Annotated in this window: 16 protein-coding genes; 6 read left to right on the forward strand and 10 right to left on the reverse strand. The window is 64.5% G+C overall.

Annotated elements, in window-relative coordinates:
- Window positions 1-21 precede the first annotated feature (21 nt).
- Window positions 22-936, reverse strand: coding sequence for a LysR family transcriptional regulator (locus ABNP31_RS01010; protein ID WP_075044302.1), 915 nt, complete (start codon window positions 934-936; stop codon window positions 22-24).
- A gap of 156 nt (window positions 937-1092) precedes the next feature.
- On the opposite strand from ABNP31_RS01010, the gene ABNP31_RS01015 reads away from it, so the two are divergent.
- The 5 genes from ABNP31_RS01015 (at window position 1093) to ABNP31_RS01035 (ending at window position 9798) form a co-directional block, all read left to right on the forward strand.
- Complete coding sequence (locus ABNP31_RS01015; RefSeq protein ID WP_433916052.1) at window positions 1093-3465, forward strand: TonB-dependent receptor; 2373 nt, start codon at window positions 1093-1095, stop codon at window positions 3463-3465.
- Window positions 3466-3482: 17 nt separating this feature from the next.
- Window positions 3483-5159: an aryl-sulfate sulfotransferase gene (locus ABNP31_RS01020; RefSeq protein WP_085618370.1), complete on the forward strand. Its 1677-nt coding sequence runs from the start codon at window positions 3483-3485 to the stop codon at window positions 5157-5159.
- A 338-nt stretch (window positions 5160-5497) separates the two neighbouring features.
- Window positions 5498-6940: an NADP-dependent succinate-semialdehyde dehydrogenase gene (gabD, locus tag ABNP31_RS01025; RefSeq protein ID WP_015268576.1), complete on the forward strand. Its 1443-nt coding sequence runs from the start codon at window positions 5498-5500 to the stop codon at window positions 6938-6940.
- 183 nt (window positions 6941-7123) lie between these two features.
- Complete coding sequence (gabT, locus tag ABNP31_RS01030; protein ID WP_003255866.1) at window positions 7124-8401, forward strand: 4-aminobutyrate--2-oxoglutarate transaminase; 1278 nt, start codon at window positions 7124-7126, stop codon at window positions 8399-8401.
- A 137-nt stretch (window positions 8402-8538) separates the two neighbouring features.
- Window positions 8539-9798, forward strand: a complete 1260-nt coding sequence (locus ABNP31_RS01035; protein WP_075044305.1) for a response regulator — start codon at window positions 8539-8541, stop codon at window positions 9796-9798.
- Window positions 9799-9989: 191 nt separating this feature from the next.
- On the opposite strand, the gene ABNP31_RS01040 is transcribed toward ABNP31_RS01035, so the two are convergent.
- Window positions 9990-11018 carry a GGDEF domain-containing protein gene (locus ABNP31_RS01040; RefSeq protein WP_085664173.1) on the reverse strand — a complete coding sequence of 343 codons (1029 nt, stop codon included), beginning with the start codon at window positions 11016-11018 and terminating at the stop codon, window positions 9990-9992.
- Between the two features lie 100 nt (window positions 11019-11118).
- A complete protein-coding gene (gene desA, locus ABNP31_RS01045) occupies window positions 11119-12303 on the reverse strand; it encodes a delta-9 fatty acid desaturase DesA (RefSeq protein WP_039614263.1) in 1185 nt (394 codons plus the stop codon).
- A gap of 146 nt (window positions 12304-12449) precedes the next feature.
- On the opposite strand from desA, the gene dibA reads away from it, so the two are divergent.
- Entirely contained in the window at window positions 12450-14345 is a 1896-nt protein-coding gene (gene dibA / locus ABNP31_RS01050; protein WP_350012913.1) for a phosphodiesterase DibA, read from the forward strand.
- A gap of 93 nt (window positions 14346-14438) precedes the next feature.
- Here dibA and ABNP31_RS01055 read toward each other — a convergent pair whose 3' ends face one another.
- The 7 genes from ABNP31_RS01055 to tcyN all read right to left on the reverse strand — a co-directional run bounded on the left by ABNP31_RS01055 (window position 14439) and on the right by tcyN (window position 22059).
- Complete coding sequence (locus ABNP31_RS01055) at window positions 14439-15083, reverse strand: methionine ABC transporter permease (RefSeq protein ID WP_008096606.1); 645 nt, start codon at window positions 15081-15083, stop codon at window positions 14439-14441.
- Window positions 15073-16182 carry a methionine ABC transporter ATP-binding protein gene (locus ABNP31_RS01060; RefSeq protein ID WP_025337312.1) on the reverse strand — a complete coding sequence of 370 codons (1110 nt, stop codon included), beginning with the start codon at window positions 16180-16182 and terminating at the stop codon, window positions 15073-15075. The genes ABNP31_RS01055 and ABNP31_RS01060 overlap by 11 nt, the downstream gene beginning before the upstream one ends.
- A 1-nt stretch (window position 16183) precedes the next feature.
- Window positions 16184-16984 (reverse strand): MetQ/NlpA family ABC transporter substrate-binding protein, encoded by an 801-nt coding sequence (locus ABNP31_RS01065; RefSeq protein ID WP_085664171.1) that lies wholly within the window; start codon window positions 16982-16984, stop codon window positions 16184-16186.
- Window positions 16977-18368: an LLM class flavin-dependent oxidoreductase gene (locus ABNP31_RS01070; RefSeq protein WP_085618362.1), complete on the reverse strand. Its 1392-nt coding sequence runs from the start codon at window positions 18366-18368 to the stop codon at window positions 16977-16979. The genes ABNP31_RS01065 and ABNP31_RS01070 overlap by 8 nt, the downstream gene beginning before the upstream one ends.
- Window positions 18368-19549: an SfnB family sulfur acquisition oxidoreductase gene (locus ABNP31_RS01075; protein WP_085664170.1), complete on the reverse strand. Its 1182-nt coding sequence runs from the start codon at window positions 19547-19549 to the stop codon at window positions 18368-18370. The genes ABNP31_RS01070 and ABNP31_RS01075 overlap by 1 nt, the downstream gene beginning before the upstream one ends.
- A 134-nt stretch (window positions 19550-19683) precedes the next feature.
- Window positions 19684-20925, reverse strand: coding sequence for an SfnB family sulfur acquisition oxidoreductase (locus ABNP31_RS01080; RefSeq protein WP_025337316.1), 1242 nt, complete (start codon window positions 20923-20925; stop codon window positions 19684-19686).
- A 375-nt stretch (window positions 20926-21300) separates the two neighbouring features.
- Complete coding sequence (tcyN, locus tag ABNP31_RS01085) at window positions 21301-22059, reverse strand: L-cystine ABC transporter ATP-binding protein TcyN (RefSeq protein ID WP_013970435.1); 759 nt, start codon at window positions 22057-22059, stop codon at window positions 21301-21303.

A 22059-nucleotide genomic window follows, 5' to 3' on the forward strand; every position in this document is an offset into this window, starting at 1 on the left:
CGGGGGCAAAGCCCCCGCCAGCTACAACTCGGTATCGCAGGCAATCAACTGCCTGACCAGCCCCTGAGCCAACGGCGATAGCCCATACCCCACCCGGCTCACCACCCCATAACGGGTATAGAACGCTTCTTCCTGCTCCACCGTCAGGTCGGCCAGCTGCAATGCCACCAATCCCCCGTCACGCTGATACGGCCGCAAGTTGGCATTGCAGGCAATGCCGATGGTGTCGGAATGCATCACCACATTCAGCAGTGCATAGCCATGCTCGCACTCCACCGTCGGCAGAAAATCCTGCCGCCCGCTGAGGTCGCTGAGGATCTTGCGGATGTTCGGCGGGCGGAAGGTGGTGGCCAGGGGGTAGTCGAACAGGTCACGCGCCCGCACGCTCTCGCGCTCGGTCAACGGGTGCCCGACGCGGCAGCAGAAATGCCAGCGCTGCGGCGTCAGCTTGTGCACCTGGTAGTCCGGGTCGGACTCGAACTGGCGGGTGTCAGCGACGAAGAACTCGATCTCCTCGGCAACCAGCTTGCGGTTCAGCGCCTGCCAGTTATCCACCTGGAAGCAGGTACGCGCCGCGGGGTATTCGGCGACGAAGCGTGCCACCGCCCGCGGTACCAAACCCCCTGCCGGCGCCGGGCCGGAGCCGAAGCGCACCACGCCGGTAGTGGCACCGTTGAACTGGTGGATCTCGTTGACCAGGTTGTGCGCCCCATGCACCAACCGCCGCGAATGCTCCAGCACCAGCAGGCCCTGGCGAGTCGGCGCCAGCTCCTTGCTGGCGCGGTCCACCAGGCGGCAGCCGATGTTGTGCTCGAGGGTCTGGATGCTGCGGCTGAACGCTGATTGCGACAGGTTCACCGCAGCCGCCGCAGCAACGAAGCTGCGGTGCTCGACAAGGGCAATGTAGTGGCGCAGCTGACGGAGATCGATATGCATTTTTTACATTGAAACTTTCGGTCGAATGCAATTGCTGACAAGGGTTAGCCCCCTTATAAAGGGAGTCACTTATTCCACAAAATATGATTTACAAATATTTATATCGCCTAAAAGAATATAAGCCCGACTGACCGCGATTCGGTTCCGCCAACGGAAATGCTCGCCAGGGCCCATGCCTCAAGGAGCATTTGCATGTCCGGAGTTTCCCGTTGGCCTGCGCGCGCGTCGCGTTTCACCTTGCAACCCTTGGCTGCCGGCGTGCTGCTGGCGGCGTCCTCTGCCAGCTTCGCCGAAGAACCGGTCACTGCCACCCCGGCGGTGGAGCAGGAAGCCAAGCTCGGCACTGTCACGGTCAATGCCCGCCGCCGCGAAGAAACCGCGCAAAGCGTGCCCACGCCGATCAGCGTGCTCGACAGCGAAACCCTGGAAAGCCAACGCATCTACCGCGTGCAAGACCTGCAGCAACTGGTACCCAGCACCAACGTCGCCTACGTTCATGCCCGCCAGTCGAGCATTTCGATCCGTGGCCTGGGCAACAACCCCGCCAGTGATGGCCTGGAAGGCAGCGTCGGCATCTACCTGGACAACGTCTACCTCGGCCGCCCCGGCATGGCGGTGTTCGACCTGCTGGATGTGGAGCAACTGGAGGTGCTGCGCGGCCCGCAAGGTACGCTGTTCGGCAAGAACACCACCGCCGGCGTGCTCAACATCACCACGCGCAAGCCCACCTTCCACCGCGAGGGCAGCATCCAGCAGTCGTTTGGTGAAGACGGCTACCTGCAAACCCAAGGCAGCTTCTCGGGGCCGATCAGCGACACACTGGCCGGGCGCATCAGCGCCTATCGCACCGAAGACGACGGCTATGTGAAGAACATCCACAACGGCGACGACCTCAACGGCGGCAAGCGCCAAGGTTTTCGTACCCAGCTGCTGTTCAAACCGAGCGAAACCTTCAACCTGCGCTGGATCGGCGAATACAACGAAGAAGACTCCGACAACGGCATCCTCAGCCTGTACAGCACCGGCCCTACCATCAATGGCGTCAACCGCTACGAAAGCCTGGCCGCCCAGGCCGGCGCGACGTTGGTGTCGGGCAAGCACCGCAAGGTGAACTTCGACGCCGACCAGCAGGTGACGGTGTTCCAGGGCGGTACCTCGGTGGAGGCCAACTGGACCCTGCCCAACGACTTCACCCTGACCTCGATCACCGCCTACCGCTGGTGGGACTTCACCCCGCGCAACGACGACGGCCTCAACGTGCCGGTGTTCTACAGCGCCGGGGTGTCGGTGCGCGACAAGCAGTACTCGCAGGAAATCCGCCTGGCTTCGCCCACCGGTGGTGCCTTCGACTACGTGCTGGGCGCGTACTACTTCAAGCAGGACCTGGACAACAAATCCTTCACTTTCTACGGGCCGCAGGCGGACATCTGGAACCTCACCCCGGCCGGCGCCCTGGCCAACGTCGACACCATTGGCAACGGGCACATCGACACGGACAGCTACGCGCTGTTCGCCCAGGGCACCTGGCACATCACCGACCGCCTGGACTTCACCGCCGGCGTTCGAGGCACCTATGAAGAAAAGAGCGCCTGGGTGACCCGCGATGCACCAACCGGCGGTGCGGCAGTAACCGGGGCCGCCGCAGCAGCACGCCAGGGCCGGGTAGGCGCCTACGATTCAGGCGACCTCAACCAGTACAGCTTCAGCCCCTCTGGCCTGCTGGGCCTGAGCTACCGCTTCAACGAGCAATTGCTGGGCTACGCCACCCTGACCCACGGCGAGAAGTCTGGCGGTATCAACCTTACCGTTGGCGCTGCGCCACGGCTGGGCACCGATTCGCTGCTGGTCGGCACCGAGCGGGTCAACAACGCCGAACTCGGCTTGAAAAGCTCGCTGTTCGACGACCGCCTGCAACTCAATACCAACCTGTTCTGGGCCGAAGTGCATGGCTACCAGGCCAACGTCTACGACCAGATCAACCGCGTGCAGTACTTGGCCAACGCCGGCCGCGTGCGCTCGCGTGGCCTGGAGTTCGAAGCCACGGCACTGCCGCTGCGCGGCCTCACGGTCAACTTCAACGGCTCGTGGAACGACGTGCGCTACACCGAGTACAAGGACGCCCCATGCCCGCCGGAAGTGAGCCTGGCCAATGCCACTGCCACCTGCGATTTGTCCGGCCACCAGGTGGTCGGCGCCTCCAAGTACATCGCCAACCTCAACACCCAGTACAAGTGGCAGGCCAGCGAGCACATCGAACCCTACGTCACCGCCAGCTACGCCTTCCGCTCCAAGGCGGTGGGCACCATCGACGATTCCGATTTCGGCCAGATCCCCAGCTACGCGCTGGTCAACCTTTCCGCCGGTGTGCGCCTGGACCAGGGCGACGGCGTGGTCGACCTGTCGCTGTGGGTGAAGAACGCCGGTGACAAGACCTACTTCACCAGCCTGTGGAACTCCGCCAACGGTGGCTATGCCGGCGTGCTCGGTACCCCGCGCACTTTCGGCGCCACCGCCCGTTACGACTTCTGAGCACAAGGAGCTATGCCATGAATGCCAAGACCGAAACCCCTGCATTGCCTGAAGGCGCCTGCCTGACCGCCAAGGTTCCCGAGCGTGACGAGGCGCTGCTCGGCGACGTGGTGGTCAACCCGTATCGCCTGGCGCCGCTGACCGCGATCATTCGCGACGGTGGGCGCAGCCTGAGTGCCGCGCACGTGCGCGTGCTGGGGCGGGGCGAGCGCGGTGTGGACATCGCCTACGAGGTGTCCGACCGTTCGTTGTGGACCTATGGCGGCATCCCGGTATTCGGCCTGTACCCGGATCACGTCAACCAGGTGGAAGTGACCTACAAGCTCGACGGCGAGCGCATCCGCGAGCAGTATCAGATCTACGCCCCGGCCGTGCGCCTGCCTGTGGTGGCCAGGCAGACCGCTGCCTTGCCTGAAGTGCAGCCGGTCAAAGTAGCGCCAGGTTTTGAAAAGCGCCTGTACCTGTTCAACCATCTGCAGGGGGACATCCCGGGCGGGCGCGCCTTCAAGTGGAATGCCCTCGGCGGTGCGGCGGAATGGGACCAGGTGGGCAACAACTGGATCGCCGACAGCAATGGCGACGTGCGCTGGTACCTGGACATCGAGCAGATCCACGACTCCAACCGCCGCGATGGCCTGGGCGGCACCATGGGCTTCCAGCAGACCCGCGACGGCAAGCTGATCTGGGGCCAGGGCCAGACCTACTCCAAGTACGACCTGCTGGGCCGGCGTATCTGGCAGCGCAGCCTGCCCGACAAGTTTGCCGACTTCTCCCATGAAATCCGCGAGACCGCCAATGGCACCTACCTGCTGCGGGTGGGCACCAGCGACTATCGCCGGCCCGATGGCAAGCGCGTGCGCTCGATCCGCGACCACATCATCGAGGTCGACGAGGCCGGTGATGTGCTGGACTTCTGGGACCTCAACCAGATCCTCGACCCGTACCGTGGCGACCTGCTTGAAACCCTGGGCAAGGCAGCCATCCAGTTGCCGGCCGGGGTGCAGAAACAGGACGAGCGGCTGGCCAACGAACTGGCCGAGGGTGACCTGCCCTTTGGTGACACCCCGGGGGTGGGCACCGGGCGTAACTGGGCGCACGTCAATGCCATCGACTACGACGCCGATGACGACAGCATCATCGTTTCAGCACGGCACCAGGGCGTGGTGAAGATCGGCCGCGACAAGCAGGTGAAGTGGATTCTCGCCTCGCCCCAAGGCTGGCCTGAGCGTCTGCGCGAGAAAGTGCTGAAGCCGGTGGCGAGCGAAGGCTTCGACTGGTCCTGGACCCAGCACACCGCCTGGCTGACCGGAAAAGGCACACTGACCGTGTTCGACAACGGCTGGGGCCGCGACTTTGCGCCGACCAGGCTGACCGGCAACTACAGCCGGGCGGTGGAGTACCGCATCGACGAGGCCAAGGGCACGGTCGAACAGGTGTGGGAATATGGCAAGGAGCGCGGTGACGAGTGGTACAGCCCGGTGACCTCGGTGGTGGCCTACCGGCCGGAGACCGACACCCAGTTCATCTACTCGGCGTCGGTGAACTTCCTGACCCCGGAGAAACTGACCACCACCGTGCTCAACGAGGTACGGCGCGGGACCCAGGAGGTGCTGGTGGAGCTGAAGGTGCACAGCCGGCAGCCGGGCAGCGTGGGTTACCGGGCCCTGGTGATCGACCTAGCCAAGGCCTTCTGACCCATCCCTTCCGGGAGGGCCGTCGGTCCTCCCATCACATTTCCTTCAGCTCGTTCGTCTAACCTGTACTGGCCTCTTCGCGGGCACGCCCGCTCCCACAGGTACTGCACCGAGTTCGAAACCGGTGGAGTACCTGTGGGAGCGGGCGTGCCCGCGAAGAGGCCCGTTGCCATTATGCAAATGATGAAATTTCCGCCAGGGTGTTCAACCATTCGTTCTTTTTTTCGAACAGCCTATTGTCCAACACCCCAGCAGCCGCTTAGCATTCGTTTGAGATTTCAAACGCTCGATGCCCTGCCTTGGGCGCTTTTCAACAATCAACAATTCGGGAAGCCGACATGCAGCTCAAAGACGCTCAGTTGTTCCGCCAGCAAGCCTACATCAATGGTGAGTGGCTGGATGCGGACAACGGCCAGACCATCAAGGTCACCAACCCGGCCACTGGTGAAGTCATCGGTACCGTGCCGAAGATGGGCACCGCGGAAACCCGCCGCGCCATCGAAGCCGCCGACAAGGCCCTGCCGGCCTGGCGTGCCCTGACCGCCAAGGAGCGTTCGGCCAAGCTGCGTCGCTGGTTCGAACTGATGATCGAGAACCAGGACGACCTGGCTCGCCTGATGACCACCGAACAAGGCAAGCCGCTGGCCGAAGCCAAGGGCGAAATCGCCTACGCTGCCTCGTTCATCGAGTGGTTCGCCGAAGAAGCCAAGCGCGTCTACGGTGACACCATCCCGGGCCACCAGCCAGACAAGCGCCTGATCGTCATCAAGCAGCCAATCGGCGTTACCGCGGCTATCACCCCGTGGAACTTCCCGGCCGCCATGATCACCCGCAAAGCCGGCCCGGCCCTGGCCGCTGGCTGCACCATGGTGCTCAAGCCTGCCTCGCAGACCCCGTACTCCGCCCTGGCCCTGGTCGAGCTGGCCCACCGTGCCGGCATCCCGGCTGGCGTGCTGAGCGTGGTTACCGGCAGCGCTGGCGAAGTTGGCGGTGAACTGACCGGCAACTCCCTGGTCCGCAAGCTGTCCTTCACCGGCTCGACCGAAATCGGTCGCCAGCTGATGGAAGAATGCGCCAAAGACATCAAGAAGGTTTCCCTGGAGCTGGGTGGCAACGCCCCGTTCATCGTGTTCGACGACGCCGACCTGGACAAGGCGGTCGAGGGCGCGATCATCTCCAAGTACCGCAACAACGGCCAGACCTGCGTCTGCGCCAACCGTATCTACGTGCAGGACGGCGTCTACGACGCGTTCGCCCAGAAGCTGGCCGCCGCGGTTGCCAAGCTGAAGATCGGTAACGGCCTGGAAGAAGGCACCACCACTGGCCCGCTGATCGACGGCAAGGCTGTCGCCAAGGTCCAGGAACATATCGAAGACGCCGTTGGCAAAGGCGCCAAGGTACTGTCCGGTGGCAAGATCATCGAAGGCAACTTCTTCGAGCCGACCATTCTGGTCGACGTACCGAAGACCGCTGCCGTCGCCAAGGAAGAGACCTTCGGCCCGCTGGCGCCGCTGTTCCGCTTCAAGGACGAGGCCGAAGTCATCGCCATGTCCAACGACACCGAGTTCGGCCTGGCCTCGTACTTCTACGCCCGCGACATGAGCCGTGTGTTCCGTGTTGCCGAAGCCCTGGAATACGGCATGGTAGGTATCAACACCGGCCTGATCTCCAACGAAGTGGCACCGTTCGGTGGCATCAAGGCTTCGGGCCTGGGCCGCGAAGGTTCCAAGTACGGTATCGAGGACTACCTCGAAATCAAATACCTGTGCATCAGCGTCTGATAGCACGGTAACGGCTTTACCTCTGCCAGCGGGGCGCGAGAGCGACGTCTCGCTGGCCTTTTTTACATCGCAGTACCTGGTGGCCAGGGCGTTCACGGCAGTCGATCAACGAATACTGTTCGCGAGCACTCCCAGCCACCCCCGAATAAAAGCGCCACTCCAGACCGGCGCAATGAGGGCATTATGAGCAAGACCAACGAATCCTTGATGCAACGTCGTGTCGCCGCCGTCCCACGTGGCGTTGGCCAGATCCACCCGATCTTCGTCGATACCGCGAAGAACTCGACCGTGATCGACGTTGAAGGCCGCGAACTGATCGACTTCGCCGGCGGCATCGCAGTACTGAACACCGGCCACCTGCACCCGAAAGTGGTTGCGGCCGTGCAAGAGCAGCTGACCAAGGTCAGCCACACCTGCTTCCAGGTGCTGGCCTACGAACCTTATGTAGAGCTGTGCGAAAAGATCAACAAGCTGGTCCCAGGCGACTTCGACAAGAAGACCCTGCTGGTCACCACCGGCTCCGAAGCCGTTGAAAACGCCGTCAAGATCGCCCGTGCCGCCACTGGCCGCGCTGGCGTCATCGCCTTCACCGGCGGCTACCACGGCCGTACCATGATGACCCTGGGCCTGACCGGCAAGGTCGTGCCGTACTCCGCTGGTATGGGCCTGATGCCAGGTGGCATCTTCCGCGCCCTGTTCCCGAGCGAACTGCACGGCATCAGCGTTGACGACGCCATCGCCTCGGTCGAGCGCATCTTCAAGAACGACGCCGAGCCGCGCGACATCGCCGCGATCATCCTCGAGCCGGTACAAGGCGAAGGCGGCTTCCTGCCAGCGCCGAAAGAGCTGATGAAGCGCCTGCGCGCCCTGTGCGACCAGCACGGCATCCTGCTGATCGCCGACGAAGTACAGACCGGCGCTGGCCGTACCGGCACCTTCTTCGCCATGGAACAGATGGGCGTTGCGCCTGACCTGACCACCTTCGCCAAATCCATCGCTGGCGGCTTCCCGCTGGCCGGTGTGTGCGGCAAGGCCGAGTACATGGACGCCATCGCTCCTGGCGGCCTGGGCGGCACCTACGCCGGTTCGCCGATCGCTTGCGCCGCGGCCCTGGCCGTGATCGAAGTGTTCGAAGAAGAGAAACTGCTGGACCGCAGCAAAGCTGTGGGTGAGCGCCTGACCGCTGGCCTGCGCGAAATCCAGAAGAAGTACCCGATCATCGGCGACGTCCGCGGTCTGGGCTCGATGATCGCTGTCGAAGTCTTCGAGAAAGGCACTCACACCCCGAACGCTGCTGCCGTTGGCCAGGTTGTCGCCAAGGCGCGCGAGAAGGGCCTGATCCTGCTGTCCTGCGGCACCTACGGCAACGTCCTGCGTATCCTGGTTCCGCTGACCGCCGAAGACGCTCTGCTGGACAAAGGCCTGGCTATCATCGAAGAGTGCTTCGCTGAAATCGCCTGATGTGACGTGCTTCAGAAAAAACCCGCTTCGGCGGGTTTTTTTTTGTGCCCAGGAAAGCCGTGGGGCGCTATCGTTGTCGGAGGATTTGCTCAGGAAGCTGCGACGGACTGTGTGTCAGGGCTATTCAGGAGTTGGCGATGAACGCTGCAGACCCCACCCCACCAAGCGTACTGATTGTCGAGGGCGACCCCTGGGTACGCGACATGCTCAGCGAAATGCTGTTGAGCGTGCGCTGTGATGCCCGGCTGCAGGTCTGCGCCGACGGCTCGCAGGCCTTGAGTGCGCTGTCCAGCAAACCCGACCTGATCATCGCCGCGCGCGAACTGGCCGGTGTCGATGGCCTCGACTTGTTGCGCAAGGTGCGCGCCAAAGGTTCGGGGTTGCCGTTCATTCTCATGAGCAACCGCAGCGACAGTGCCAGTGTGCGCGAAGCACTGCCCTTGCACCCCACGGCCTACCTGAGCAAGCCGCTGAACCTGGACACCCTGCGCAAGCGCCTGGAAGAGCTGCTGCTGGCGGTTGGCGAAGAGATCGCCTGCCCGGTGCCAGCCTTGCAGGCTGGTGCCAGCCTGCCGGCCTACCTCGAACAGCGTCGCGCTACCGCCGATGGTGGGCCGCTGTTGGCCGATGTGCAGGTGGCGATCAAGCGCGCGCTCAACCCCCAGGGCCTGAACCTGAGAGTGCTCGAAGAGGAAGTGCAGGGCGACCCGCAGATCACCGCCGTGCTGATCGCTGCGGCCAACAGCGCAGCGCTGCACCGCGAAGCACCGGTGCAGACGTTGCTGCAGGCCTTGAACAAGCTTGGCAGCACCCAGAGCATGAACCTGATCCTGGGCATGACCCTCAAGCGCAGTGCGCGCCTCAGTGACCCGCTGCTGGCGGAGCATGCGGCCCGTTACTGGGAGTTATCGCTGCACGCTGCCGAATATGGCCGCACCTTGGCACGCATGCTCGAGCTGGACGAAGGGCGTTGTTATTGCGCGGGGTTGCTGCATTGCCTGGGTGACCTGGCGGTGCTGCGTTGCCTGCAGGAATGGCGGCTGGCCGGGGGCGAGCTGGATGAGGACCAGGTGCAGCTGTCGCTCAATGAGTTCGGGGCGGCGTTCGGCTCGGCGCTGCGTACGCGCTGGCGGTTGCCGCTGGGGTTGCGCGAGTTGATTGCGGCGATCTACCAGCTGGGCGGCGGGGTGTATTCGCGGGAGATCCTGGCCATGAACCTGGCCGGGCAGTTGTCGCGGCTGCCGGCCGAGCAGGGGCTGGAGAAGGTGGCCAGCAGCAAGACCGCGCGGCTGCTCAAGCTTGGCCTGCCGGAACTGAGGCGGTTGCGTAAGGTGGAGAACCCGGAGGTGAAACCCCAGGAAGAGCCGCCGGTAGCTGAGGCCGAGGTTTCCAGCTGAGATTTTGGGGCTAGGTTCGTTGAACCCGGCGCAGATCCTGTGGGAGCGGCCTTGTGTCGCGAAAGGGCTGCGAAGCAGCCCCAGCAATTTGTGCATCTGCGCTGAGATCCAGGGGCTGCTTTGCAGCCCTTTCGCGACACAAGGCCGCTCCCACAGGGATCGTACAGGCCAGCAAGTACAGTGTAAGGCAGTCAGCCGCGGACGATCTGGTTCTTGCCCTGGCGCTTGGCCTGGTACATCGCCGCATCGGCCCGGGCATACAGGCTGTCCAGCGCCACATCCTCGTCAGTCAGCCCGGTCACCCCCTGGCTCACCGTCACCCCGTAGGTCTGCTCACCATGGCTGAAGCTCAGCCGCTGGATATGCCGCTGCAAGCGCTCGGCAATCTGCTCCGCGACCTGGGCACTACAGCCGGGGAACACTGCCGCGAACTCCTCGCCACCAATGCGCCCGAACAGGTCACCTCGGCGTAGCACGGCCTTGCCGCTATCGGCGATCTGCTGCAATACCTGGTCGCCTTCCTGGTGACCGTAACTGTCGTTGATGCGCTTGAAGTCGTCGATGTCCAGCAGCAGGAAGGCCAGTGGCGTACCGTCTTCGCGGGCGCTGTCGAAGGCTTGCTGGGCGCATTCGAAAAAGTGCCGGCGGTTGCTGCTCTGGGTCAGCACGTCGGTGGTGGCCAGGCGCTGCAGTTCACCTTCGAGCTGCTTCTTCTCGGTGATGTCTTCGGCGATGCCGACGATGATCACCCGGTCGCCATCGCGTTGCTGGTTGATGTAGCACTTGTCGCTCAGCCAGCGTAGCTGGCCGTCGGCATTGAGGATGCGGTACTCGCGGTCTTCCACCGAGCCCTTGAGCAGTACCTGGGCCAGGCTGCGCTCGGCGAACTCCAGGTCGTCCGGGTAGATGCTGTCGCGCCACTCGTTGTAATCAGCCAGCACCAGGCTGGCCGGGCGGCCGAAGATGCGTTCGTAGGCGGGGCTGACGTACAGCACCTGACGGGTTTCCCAGTCGAAGGCCCATAGCACCGCGTTGACGCTGTCGAGCAGCGAGCTGAACAGCTGCTCGCGCTCGCTCAGGCGGGCAACCTCGCCCTGGGCGTGGAGCAGCGCAAGCAAGGTCTGGGCGGCTTCGGGAGGCGGGGTGCCGGGCAGTGTCGTTGGAATGTTCTTGGCCATGTGCACGGAGCAGATCTCGGCGTGAAAGCGTGCGGCCAGCATCTGGCCCGCCACGCGGGCGATGTGCCAGATATGAGTGTAAACGAGAGGGCGAAGTTCCGGGCGGCACGCCCCGCCAAAGGGGCGTGCCGATCAACGGCGGTCAGGCGCCGGTCGGGCGCAGGGAGTAGGTCTTGAGCTGTGCCGCGAAGTCGCGCAGGGCATGGATGCCGCTGGTTTCCGCCTCGTGTACCCAGTCCTTCATGGCGGCCAGCATGTCGTGGCCGTTGGCGCTGGTGCGCGCCCAGATCTGCTGCAGGGCCAGGCGTTTTTCGTAGATGGTCTTCAGCGCCTGGCTGTGGGCGAGCATCGACTCGATGCGCACATGGTGGCGGTCTTCCAGCAGGCTGGTCTCGCGCGACAACAGGCGCTTGGCGCGGCGGAAGTGGTGGCGTAGCGAGGCATCGACGCGGGCCAGCTCCTGCTTGACCAGCGGGCCGATCACCAGCTTGCGGTACTGGGCCATGATCTGGAAACGGTTGTTGAGGATGGCCATGGCGGTGTCCATGTCCAGGCTGGCCTTGCCGGCCACCCGGTGGGCGATAGGAGCGACGCGCTGCACCTTGGCCAGGCGCAGCAGGCAGAACAGGCGGATCCACGCCCAACCCATGTCGAACTCCCAGCGCTTGACCGACAGCTTGGCCGAGTTGGGGTAGGTGTGGTGGTTGTTGTGCAGCTCTTCGCCACCGATGACGATGCCCCACGGCACCAGGTTGGTGGCGGCGTCGCGGCACTCGAAGTTGCGGTAGCCGAGGGCATGCCCCAGGCCGTTGACCACGCCGGCCGCCCAGAACGGAATCCACATCATCTGCACTGCCCAGATGGTGATGCCGATGGTGCCGAACAGCAGCAGGTCGATTACCGCCATCAGCGCGATGCCGCCCAGCTTGTAGCGCGAGTAGAGGTTGCGCTCGATCCAGTCGTCCGGGCAGTTCTTGCCGTAGATGCGCAGGGTTTCGGGGTTGCGCGCCTCTTCCCGGTAAAGCTCGGCACCCTTGCGCAGCACCGTGCCCAGGCCCTTGTACAGCGGGCTGTGCGGGTCGTCGGGGGTTTCGCACTTGGCGTGGTGCTTGCGGTGGACGGCAGTCCATTCGCGGGTGTTCTGCGCCGTGGTCAGCCACAGCCAGAAACGGAAGAAGTGCTTGAGCGCGCCATTGAGCTCCAGGGCCCGGTGCGCGGAGTAGCGATGCAGGTAGACCGTGACGCTGACGATGGTCACGTGGGTCATCAGCAGGGTGATGCCGACCAGTTGCCAGGCCGACAAGTCGAGCAGGCCGTTGTACCACATAGGTGTAAATACCCTCGGAATGCAGGAGGAGGGGCTGATTATCCCTTGGGCAGGAAATAAATACAGTCACCCGTTCAGATAGGAAGTCACGACATGTTTCAGCCTTTATAATGCCCCATCATTTTTTATGGGCAATTGCACCCGACATGTCTGTTTCCGTTCGCGACGCCTTGCGCATGGCTGCGCTGTATGTGGTGCTCTCGATCCTCTGGCTGACGCTGGCCGAGGTGGTGTTGCACGGCATGACCGAGGATCCCCTGGCACTGACCGTGGGCCGGCAGATCAACGTGGTGGTCTGGGTGCTGCTGAGCGCCTTGCTGATCTATGTATCGAGGGTACGGCTGCTCGACTTCATCGGCGTTGGCGCGCGTATGCGTGGTGAAGACCGTGAACGCCTGCGCATGGCTGCGGCAGTGTTCGACAGCACCCTCGAAGGCGTGCTGGTGACCGATCGCGATGGCCTGATCGTGCACGTCAACCGTGCCTTCATGCGAATCACCGGCTACCAGCAGGACGAGGTCATCGGCCAGCGCCCGAACAAGTTCAAGTCGGGCCGCCATGGCCTGGCGTTCTACCAGCAGATATTCGCCACCCTGGCGGAAAAGGGCGAGTGGAGCGGCGAAATCTGGAACCGGCGCAAGAGTGGTGAAATCTACCCGCAGTGGCAGACCATTTGCGCCATCCGCGACGATGAAGGCGAGCTCAGCCATTACGTGGCGGTGTTCAGCGACATCAGCGCGATCAAGCATTCGGAACAGGAACTGGCCTACCTGGCCCACCACGACCCGCTGACCGACCTGCCCAACCGCCTGCTGTTCAACGACCGGGTCGAGCAGGCCCTGGCTGCAGCCCAGGCCAACAAGCGTGGTTGTGCCTTGCTGTTGCTGGACCTGGACCACTTCCAGAGCATCAACGACGGCCTTGGCCACACCATTGGCGACCAGTTGCTGAAACTGGTGGGCGAGCGCCTGGGTGAGGTGCTGGGCAGCGGCGTGACCCTGGCGCGCCTTGGGGGCGACGAATTTGGCGTGCTGGCGGAAAACTGCCATGAGGTCGGCCAGGCGGGCAAGCTGGCGCAGGGCATCATCGAGCGTATGCGCGAGCCGTTCCTGTTCGACGGTCACCGCCTGTTCATCAGTGTCAGCGTGGGCATCAGCCTGTTCCCCAGCGATGCCTTGAGTGCCGAGCAGTTGCTGCGCAATGCCGACTCGGCGTTGTACAAGGCCAAGAGCAACGGGCGGGCCTGCTATGCGCTGTACACCGAAGAGCTGACCGCCCACGCCCAGCAGCGGGTTGAAACCGCCGGCGATCTGCGCCGGGCCCTGGAGCAGGACGAGCTGCGGGTGTTCTACCAGCCGGTGCACGACCTGGCGAGCGGCCGCCAGGTCGGCGTCGAGGCCCTGGTGCGCTGGCAGCACCCCCTGCGCGGCCTGGTGCCGCCGGGCGAGTTCATCCCGATTGCCGAGCGTACCGGGCTGATTGCCGAGATCGACGCCTGGGTACTGCGCCAGGCGTGTCGGCAGATGGTGCGATGGCAGGGTGAAGGGCGGCAGCTGGCGTTCGTGGCGGTGAACATCTCCAGCCGCCTGTTTGGCCAGCACGAGCTGTACCAGCAGGTGGCCGAGGTGCTGCACGACACCGGTCTGGACCCGGCCTTGCTGGAGCTGGAGGTGACCGAGAGCGCGGTGATGGAGGACCCGGAGGTGGCCCTGGAGCAGTTGCATCGCCTGCGCGAGCTGGGGGTGACCCTGGCCATCGACGACTTCGGCACCGGTTATTCATCGCTGCTGCGGCTAAAGCGCTTGCCGGTGCAGAAGCTGAAGATCGACCAGGGCTTCGTTGCCGGGTTGCCGCTGGATGAGGACGACATCGCGATCGTCCGGGTGATCATCGCCCTGGCCCGCAGCATGGGCATGCAGGTGCATGCCGAGGGCATCGAGCAGGCAGAGCAGGCCAGTTTCCTGCTGCATGAGCTGTGTCAGCTGGGGCAGGGGTACTGGTTCGGGCGGCCGGTGCCTGCCGGGGATCTTCGCTGGGGTTGAAGGCCCCTTCGCGGGCATGCCCGCTCCCACAGGGATAGCGTTGTATTCAAGCCCTGTGCAGTACCTGTGGGAGCGGGCGTGCCCGCGAAGCATTCAGCGCTTGTTCAAGCCTTTCGCCAACCGGTCTCCACCCAGCTGGATCAACGCCACCAACGCCACCAGCATGGCAATCACGGTCAGCATGATCTGGCTGTCGAAGCGCTGGTAGCCATAGCGGTAGGCGATGTCTCCCAGTCCCCCGGCACCGATCGCTCCGGCCATGGCCGAGGAGTTGATCAGGGTCACCAGGGTAATGGTGAAGCCCCCGACAATCCCCGGCAGCGCCTCTGGCAGCAGCACGTGCCAGACAATGTGCCAGCGTCGGCAGCCCATGGCCTGCGCAGCCTCCACCAGGCCGTGGTCGACTTCGCGCAGGCTGACCTCGGCAATCCGCGCGAAGAACGGCGTGGCGGCAATGGTCAGCGGCACCACCGCCGCCCACACGCCATAGGTGGTACCCACCACCAGGCGGGTGAAGGGGATCAGCGCGACCATCAGGATCAGGAACGGGATCGAGCGGAACAGGTTGACGAAGGCACCCAGCACCCGGTTCAGCAGCGGGGCCTCGAAGATCCCGCCCTTGTCGCTGGTGACCAGCAGCACCGCCATCGGTACCCCCACCAGCAGGGCGATCAGCGACGACACGCCAACCATCAGCAGGGTATCGAGCAAGCCTTCCAGCAGGCGATCAAACCACATGGCCCAGTACCTCCACGTCCTCGGCCCAGCGGCGGGCGCGTTCCAGCAATTGATGGGTGTCGTGCGGCGAGTGCTGCACCGACAGGATCAGCTGCCCCAGGGCATGCTCGCCAATGGTTTCCACACCGCCCTGCAGCAGGCGCACGCGCCCGCCAAGGTCGTTGAACAGGGCAGACAGTTCGGGCTCGCCGAGCAGGGTCAGCCTCAGCACCACCGCACTGTCGCGGCTTGCCGGGCTGGCCCGCAGGCTGGCTTGCAGCGCGGCTGGCAACCTGGCTTGCAACGGCGCCAGCAGGGTACGGGTGACCTCGTGGCGTGGTGAGCCAAACACCCGCCAGACCTCACCCTGCTCGACCACTTCTCCACGTTCCAGCACCACCACCCGGTGGCAGATATCGCGGATTACCGCCATCTCGTGGGTGATCAGCACGATGGTCAGGCCTAGGCGCTGGTTGATGTCGCGCAACAGTTCGAGAATGGAAGCGGTGGTCTCCGGGTCCAGCGCCGAGGTGGCCTCGTCGCACAGCAGGATCTCGGGGTCATGCACCAGCGCCCGGGCAATGCCCACGCGCTGCTTCTGCCCGCCGGACAGCTGCGCCGGGTACACGTGGTGCTTTTCCTGCAGACCGACCAGCTCCAGCAGTTCGCGCACCTTGCGCTGGCGTTCGGCCTTGGCCACGCCGGCCACCTTCAGGGGCAGCTCGACGTTCTGCCACACGGTCTTGGCTGACATCAGGTTGAAGTGCTGGAAGATCATGCCGATACGCCGGCGCAGGGCTACCAGGTGGTCCTCGTCGAAGGGCGCGATGTCCACCTGGTCGATCAGCACCCGGCCCTGGCTGGGTTGCTCCAGACGGTTGATGGTACGCAGCAGCGATGACTTGCCGGCGCCGCTGCGGCCGATGATGCCGAAGATCTCGCCATGGCGGATGTTCAGGTCGATGCCTTGCAAGGCCGGTTGCGCCTGGCCCGGGTAGGTCTTGCCCAGGCCGATGAAGCGCACATGGGCTTCATTGACCTCCGGGCGCAAGGCCTGCTCCCTGGCCGTTGGCGGCAGTGGTTGTGCGGTGGGCGCCCGGAGCGCGCTGGCCTGGCTCATGTCAGCCCTCCCAACCGGCCTGGTAGAGCTTGCCGTGGGCTTTGTCCAAGGCTGCGCGCACCACTGGCGAGTGCTGGTAGATGTCGACGAACTTGGCCAGGCGTGGGTCGTCCTTGCTTTGCGGGCGAATGACGAACTGAATCACGTACTCCTTGTTCTCCAGGCCGTCGAACAGCAGAGCGGAGCCAGCGTCGAAGCTGTTGGCCAGGCGGATGTAGGCCGGGTAGCCCTGCACCAGGTCGGCGTCGTCATAGGCGCGTACCAGCTGTACGGCCTCGACCTGAAGGATCTTCAGTTTCTTCGGGTTGGCGACGATGTCGTCCTCGGTGGCCTTGTAGCCGACCCCCGGCTTGAGGGTGATCAGCCCGGCCTTGGCCAGCAGCTGCAGGCCACGGCCGCTGTTGATCGGGTCGTTGGCGATGGCCACGCTGGCACCTTCGGGCAGGTCGGCGAAACTCTTGTACTTTTTCGAGTACAGGCCGACGTTGTTGATGATGCCCGGGGCGTAGGGCACCAGGTTGAAGCCCGCAGCCGCCTTGGCGTTTTCCAGGAACGGGATGTGCTGGAAGTAGTTCACGTCGATGTCGCCGCTGTTGAGGCTGACATTGGGTGCGATCCAGTCGCTGAACTCGACCAGCTTAACTTCCAGGCCTTGCTTGTGCGCTTCTTCCACTGCGGCTTCCAGCGGGATGGCAAAGGCCGAGGTGGTGCCGATCTTCAGCGGCTCGGCAGCCAGCGCGCTGGCGGACAGGCCGAGGGTGAGGGCAATGGCCGCGACGGGCCGGAACAGTTTATCAAGCATGGTGCAGGGCTCCAGTCGGGGCAGGGGTAGAGGTAAAGCGGTAAGCCGAGCCAGGGTGGTCGGCGGGCAAATGCGGGTGGTCGGCCTGGAACAGTTTTTCGCGCAGGGTGCCTTCGGCGTAGGCGGTCTTGTAGCGGCCACGCTGTTGCAACTGCGGGATGACCAGGTCGATGAAGTCCTCGAAGCTTTCCGGGGTTACGGTGCGGGTCAGGTTGAAACCGTCCAGGCCGGTTTCATCGATCCAGGCGATCAGCTGTTCGGCCACCTGCTCGGGCGCGCCGACCAGGGTCACGTAACGGCCACCCAGGGCGTGCTGCTGCAGCAGGCGCCGGCGGGTCCAGGCGTTGTCCTGCAACTGGCGCGTGGCCGACTGGATGGCGTTGCCTTGGCTGAAGGCAATCGGCTCGTCCAGGGCGTAGGCGGCGAAGTCGATGCCGGTGGACGCTGCGAAGTGCGCGACCCCGGCCTCGGCGCTGGCATGGCGCAGGTACTCGGCATGCTTGGCCTGGGCCTGCTGCTCGGTGGCGGCGACGATCACCGTGATGCCCATGAACACCTTGACCGCTTGCGGGTCGCGGCCAGCGGCCTGGGCGGCGGCGCGCACCTTGTCGACCTGGGCGCGGGTGGCGGTTTTGTCCTGGCCACTGATGAACACGCATTCGGCATGGTTGCCGGCGAAGGCCAGGCCACGCTGCGAGCTGCCGGCCTGGAACAGTACCGGTGTACGTTGCGGCGAGGGCTCGCACAGGTGGTAGCCGTCGACCTTGTAGAACTCGCCCTGGTGGTTGACCTTGCGCACCTTGTCGGGCCTGGCATAGACGCGCTGCTGGCGGTCGGCGACCACGGCATCGTCGGCCCAGCTGCCTTCCAGCAGCTTGTACAGCACCTGCAGGTACTCGTCGGCCTGGTCGTAGCGGCGGTCATGCTCGGGTTGCTGCGTCAGGCCCATGGCCCGGGCAGCGCTGTCGAGGTAGCCGGTGACGATGTTCCAGCCCACCCGGCCATTGCTCAGGTGGTCCAGGGTGGAAAGGCGCCGGGCGAACAGGTACGGCGCTTCGTAGGTGAGGTTGGCGGTAAGGCCGAAGCCCAGGTGACGGGTGACGGCGGCCATGGCCGAGACCAGCAGCAGCGGGTCGTTGACCGGCAGCTGGATCGACTCCTTGAGGGTGACGTCCAGCGACTGGCCGTAGATGTCGTAGGTGCCGACGATGTCGGCGATGAACAGCCCGTCGAACAGGCCGCGCTCCAGCAGGCGCGCCAGACTGGTCCAGTAATCCAGGGTCTTGTACTGGGTCGAGGTGTCCCGTGGGTGGGTCCACAGGCCGTGGTTGATGTGCCCGATGCAGTTCATGTTGAAGGCATTGAGCAGGATCTGTTTGGCCATCAGATGGTCCCCCGGCGTGGTGGGTTGGCATCGTTGAGGTAGTAGTTGCCGATGGCGTGGTACTTCCAGCGCACCGGGTCGTGCAGGGTGTGCACGCGGGCGTTGCGCCAGTGGCGGTCGAGGTTGTGTTCGGCCAGGGTGGCCTGACTACCGCCCAGTTCGAACAGGGTGGTGCCGGCCGCGAGGGAAATCTCGGTGCTGATGGCACGGGCCTCGGCCACCGCGATGGAGGCGGCGGCCACGTTGTCGGCAGTGCTGTCGTCGCGGGCGCGGTCCAGGTATTCGCCGGCGCGCTCCAGCAAGGCTTCTGCGGCGTGCAGGCGGATCGCCAGGTGGCCGAAGCTTTTCAGCGTCAGCGGGTCATCGCTGGCCTTGTCCAGGCCGGAGTCGACCCAGGGGCGGCTGCGGGTGCGCACGAAGTGCAGGGCATCTTCGTATGCGGCGCGGGCGATGCCGGTGTCGATGGCGGCATGAAGGATCTGCGCCAGCGGGCCGACCGGGGTGGGGCGTTCGAAGGCGCTCTGGAACGGCACCACGTCGGCGGCGCTGACGTACACGTTGTCGAATACCACCGAGCCACTGCCGGTGGTGCGCTGGCCGAAGCCGCTCCAGTCGTCGATCACCTGCAGGCCCTGGCTGTCGGCCGGGACGAAGGCCAGGTGCTGCACGCCCTGTTCATCGACCACCGAGGTGGGAATGCGCTGGGCGTAGATAGCGCCGGTGGAGTAGAACTTGCGGCCGTTGATGCGAAAGCCATCGCCGTCGTGGGTCAGGCGAGTGGTGCGCTCGTTGGCGGTCTTGGTGCCCAGTTCGGCCAGGGCGTTGCCGAAGCGGCTGCCGGCCAGTACTTCGGCGTACAGGCGCTGTTGCTGTTCGGGTGTGCCGTTTACCCGCAGCACTTCCAGGCCGTAGAAATGGTTTTGCGGGATTTGCCCGAGCGAGCCGTCAGCCTGGGCGATGCGGGCGATGACCTTGGCCAGGGTTACGTTGGACACGCCGGCGCCGCCGAAGGCCTTGGGCACGCTGATGGCCCACAGGCCGGAGCGGGTGAACAGTTCCAGTTCGGCGTGCGGCAGACGGCGCTCGCGGTCGCGCAGGGCGCTGTCGCGGCGCAGGTGTCGGGCGACTTCTTCGGCGACGTTCAGGGCTTCGGTGTCGCTGGTGATGATGTTTGTAGTCATGGTGTTTCTCCGGGGCCTTGGGGCCGCTTTGCGGCCCATCGCGACACAAGGCCGCTCCTACAGGAGGTACGCGATCCCTTGTAGGAGCGGCCTTGTGTCGCGATGGGCTGCAAAGCAGCCCCAAGGCCCACAAATCAGATCCAGGAATGCCGCGCGGGCAAGGTGCCGTTGAGGTGGTAAGCGCCAACCGCGTGGTACTTCCAGCGCACCGGGTCATGCAGGGTGTGCACCCGTGCATTGCGCCAGTGGCGGTCAAGGTTGAACTCGGCGAGGGTGGCGCGGCTGCCGGCCAGCTCGAACAGCTTTTCGCTAGCCTGCAGGGCAATCTCGGTAGTCAGCACCTTGGCTTCGGCCACCGCGATCGAGGCCCGCGCCGCGCTTGCTGCATCGATCGGCGCGGCGTTGACCTCGTCGAGGACTCGCGCGGCCTTGCGCAGCAGCGCTTCGGCGGCGTGCAGCTCGAGCTTCAGGCGGCCGATGTCGGCGATTACATAGGGGTCGTCGCTGGCGCGGTCGACCTTGGCCTCGATCCATGGCCGGGCCTTTTCGCGCACGAAGCTGATGGCGTCTTCGATCGCCGCTTCGGCAATGCCGGCATCGATCGCCGCCTGGATCAGCTGCGAGGCAGCGCCCTGGATGTTGGGAATGTCGCGCTGGCGCCAGTTGTCGATCACCAGGTCAGCATCCACCGGTACCTGGTCGAGCAGCACGGTGCCGCTGGCAGTGGTGCGCTGGCCGAACCCGGACCAGTCATCGACGATGCGCAGCCCCGGGCTGCCTCGGCGCACGAATGCCAGGCGCTGGCGGCCTTCGTCGTCCAGTGCCTTGACCGCCACCCAGTGGGCGAACAGGGCGCCGGTGGAATAGAACTTCTCACCGCTGATGCGATAGCTGTCGCCGACGCGGGTGATCCTGGCCTTGAGGGTCAGGGTGTCCTTGGTGCCGCGTTCGGGGCCGGCATTGCCGATGCGCCAGCCATCGAGCACGCTGCGGAAGATCACCGCCTGCTGCGCCTCGGTGGCAGTCAGGCGCAGCAGTTGCAGCATGCCGAACTGGTTCTGCGGGATCTGCCCCAGGGCCGGGTCGGCGGCGCTGATCAGGCGGAACACTTCGGCCACGGTCTCGAATGACACATCGGGGCCGCCATGGGCCTTGGGTACGCTGATGCTGCCCAGGCCGCTGCGGGTGAACAGTTCGATCTCGGCCCATGGCAGTTTGCGTTGCTGGTCGCGGCGAGCGGCCTGCTCGCGGGCGACCTCGGCCAGTTCGCGGGCCGCTTGCAGGGCTTCGGCGTCGTTGCGCAGTACCTTGGCCGGCAGCAGCAGGGGCGAGCTGTCGAGATCGCTGTGGAATTGGGTATTGGGTTGGCTGGACATCAGTACCGCTCCTTGGCTGCACTCAATGCCCTGGCGTTACGCACTGGGGTGATTGTGATCCTGACCATTCCTGACCTCACAAAAAAGTAATGCCGCTACAGCTGATCGCGACAGATGTGTGCTGGTCCGGTGGTCCGGTTTATATACCCTAATGCTTTATAAAAAGTTTATGAACTAACTCTTTGGAATATGTATAGATGGAAGGAGGAGAGTGTCTGTTCCAGGCAGGCGCGATCGGTGTAGGAGCGGCCTTGTGTCGCGAAAGGGCTGCAAAGCAGCCCCGGCAATCTCGGCAGTAATGCTGAAAGCCTGGGGCCGCTGCGCGCCCCATCGCGACACAAGGCCGCTCCTACAGGGATCTGTGTATGTGCGTGCCTATTCGGAGGCAGCAGTCCCCAGGAACTTGCGCAAGAACTGCCGGGTACGCTCTTCCTTCGGCGCCGCAAACAGCGCCTTGGCCTCGCCCTGTTCCACGATCACGCCCTTGTCGAAGAAGATCACCCGGTTCGCCACATCGCGGGCAAAGCTCATCTCGTGGGTAACGATGATCATGGTGCGCTTCTCCTCGGCCAGGCCGCGGATGGTCGCCAGCACTTCACCCACCAGTTCGGGGTCCAGCGCCGAGGTCGGTTCGTCGAACAGGATCACCTCCGGCTCCATGGCCAGGGCGCGGGCGATGGCCACCCGTTGCTGCTGGCCACCGGAAAGGCGCCGCGGGTAGGCATCTTCCTTGCCCGCCAGGCCAACCTTGGCCAGCAGGCGCCGGCCCAGTTCGATGGCCTGCTCGCGGGGCGTCTTCTTGACGATCACCGGCCCCTCGATCACGTTTTCCAGGGCGGTGCGATGAGGGAACAGGTTGAAGTTCTGGAACACGAACCCGGCCTGCTGGCGCAAGCGGCGAATCGCACTTTGCTGCCCACCCAGCGGGCGGTTGGCGTCGATGCTGATGTCGCCAATCTGGATCTGCCCGGCATCGGGTGTTTCCAGCAGGTTGAGGCAACGCAGGAAGGTGGTCTTGCCCGAGCCGCTGGGGCCGATGATGGCCACCACTTCGCCGGGCTGCACGGTCAGGTCGATACCGTTGAGCACGGTCTGGCCCTTGAACCGCTTGGTCAGGCCTTTGACTTCAATCAT

The organism is Pseudomonas asiatica (genome assembly GCF_040214835.1).
In the GTDB taxonomy this organism is placed as follows: Bacteria; Pseudomonadota; Gammaproteobacteria; order Pseudomonadales; family Pseudomonadaceae; genus Aquipseudomonas; species Aquipseudomonas putida_Z.